At 74.1% G+C, this 1,880-nt stretch carries 1 protein-coding gene; it reads right to left on the bottom strand.

Features of this window, described 5'->3' with window-relative positions; genetic code table 11:
* Positions 1–203: 203 nt before the first annotated feature.
* Positions 204–1,592: a tannase/feruloyl esterase family alpha/beta hydrolase gene (locus tag AOK18_RS29515; RefSeq protein ID WP_055696292.1), complete on the bottom strand. Its 1,389-nt coding sequence runs from the start codon at positions 1,590–1,592 to the stop codon at positions 204–206.
* Positions 1,593–1,880 lie beyond the last annotated feature (288 nt).

The raw sequence follows: 1,880 nt of genomic DNA, 5'->3' as shown, positions 1-1,880 counted from the left end.
TGAGGTACGCGGCGGCCGGGCTCATCCTGCTCATCTGGCTGCCCTGGTGGGCGGCGCTCCTGATCATCCTGGGAGTCCCGGCCGCCGCGTACCTCACCCTGGACCCCTCGCAGCGGAGCAGGCTGCGCCGCGTCTCGCGCAAGGAGCTGGGCCGCTGAGACGCGGGGGACCGGCCCCGAGGACCGGCCCCCGCCCGGGTGCCGTCACCGCGTCGTCGCCCCGGGGCCGTCCAGCGCGCAGGAGTTGACCACGTCACCGTCCGCGGGCCTGCCGATCGTCCGGTCCGCGGGCGGCCTGACCCCGCGCTCCACCCACGCGGTCAGGGCGTCGAACGCCGACCGGTAGCAGGGCAGGATCGGCCGCAGCCGGTCCGGATGGGTGTCGTACAGCCCGTCGACGTGGGTGCCGTCCTGCACCGTGTAGGAGCGGTGCAGCGCCCCCCGTCCCTTCGCGTCGATCATGCGGGCGTACACGTCGGAGTGGGCGGCCTTCGGCAGCAGCGCGTCCAGATCACCGTGCAGCGTGATCAGCGGCCGGCCGATGCGCCCGGTCAGCGCCACCCGGGCCGCGGCCCGGTGCACGGCGGCGGGACGCGAGGCGTAGTCGTACGCGGCGTCGGACGCGCACGGCGCCAGGACCTGCTCCACCGTGGTGCCGGCCGAGGACCCCGGACAGGCGGGATCGTAGGTCGGGTCGAACTCGGCCCGGTAGATCTTCTGCGTGACACCCCAGTAGGCCTTCTCGTGGTACGGCCACAGGAACTCGGAGCCCGGTGCGAAGCCCGCCGCGTGCAGGTCCGCGTCGTCCGCCGTGCCGTACGTCCGGGCCACCGCGACCGGCAGGGTGGTGAACAGGCCGGTCCCGTCGGCGGTCCACAGCGCACCCTCCCAGTCCACGCCGCCGTCGTACAGCTCCGGGTGGTTCTCCAGCTGCCAGCGGGTGAGATAGCCCCCGTTGGAGACGCCGGTCATGTACGTCCGGCGCGGCGCGTGCCCGTAGCGGTGGGCCACCGCGCGCTTGGCCGCCCGGGTGAGCTGCGTGGTCCGGGTGTTCCACTCGGCCACCGCGTCACCGGGCCGGATCCCGTCCCGGTAGAAGTCGACGCCGTTGTTGCCCTTGTCCGTCGAGGCGTACGCGTATCCCTGGGCCAGGACCCGGTCGGAGACGGCCTTGTCGGTCGCGTACTGCTTGCGGTTGCCGGGTGCGCCCGTGACGACCAGCCCGCCGTTCCACCGGTCGGGCAGCCGGATCACGAACTGCGCGTCGTGCGCCCAGCCGTGCGTCGTGTTGAAGCGGGAGGAGTCCGGGAAGTACCCGTCGACCTGAAGGCCCGGCACTTCGGACGGCAATGGGGTGGCGGCCGCGATCAGCCCCGCCTGGTCCGCCGGGTCGGTGTACGGGGTACCGGCCAGCCCCGTGGTGGTCAGATCGGCCAGGCAGGTGACGCGCTGATGGGCCGCGCCCGGCACCCGCACCCGCTCCTGGCGCGCGCAGTGCCCGTCTTCGGCGGTGGCGGCGGCCGGAGCCGGAGCGGTGAGGGCTGCCGCCGCGAGGGCGAAAGCGAGCAACGGAACGCCGAGGGACGGGCGCATGACGGCCTCCAGGAAGGGCGGGAAGCGGAAGAGGGCACGGTACGGAGCACGAAGCTGCCCCATGGTGCGGTCCCCACGCTGCCATCAACGATGGGCCGGCGCCCTACGGAACGGTGCCTGCACATGGGGGGTCACACCACACGCACAGGCGCGCCCCTCCCCCGGGGACGGGCGTCCCCCGCCGGACGCGGTGCGGGGCGGCCGTACGGCGATCCGGTCCAAGTCCTCCGGGAGACCCGGCGGTTCCGGCCCCTGCCCCCGGGAGGACCTCGCCGCAGGACGATCCGG

The organism is Streptomyces prasinopilosus (genome assembly GCF_001419695.1).
GTDB lineage: Bacteria > Actinomycetota > Actinomycetes > Streptomycetales > Streptomycetaceae > Streptomyces > Streptomyces prasinopilosus.
The sequence above is the reverse complement of the archived record's forward strand: the minus strand, read 5'-3'. Positions and strand labels throughout refer to the sequence as shown.

Coding starts and splice junctions, on each gene's coding strand:
- AOK18_RS29515 (WP_055696292.1), bottom strand. CDS start 1,592: ATGCGCCCGTCCCTCGGCGTTCCGTTGCTCGCTTTCGCCCTCGCGGCG.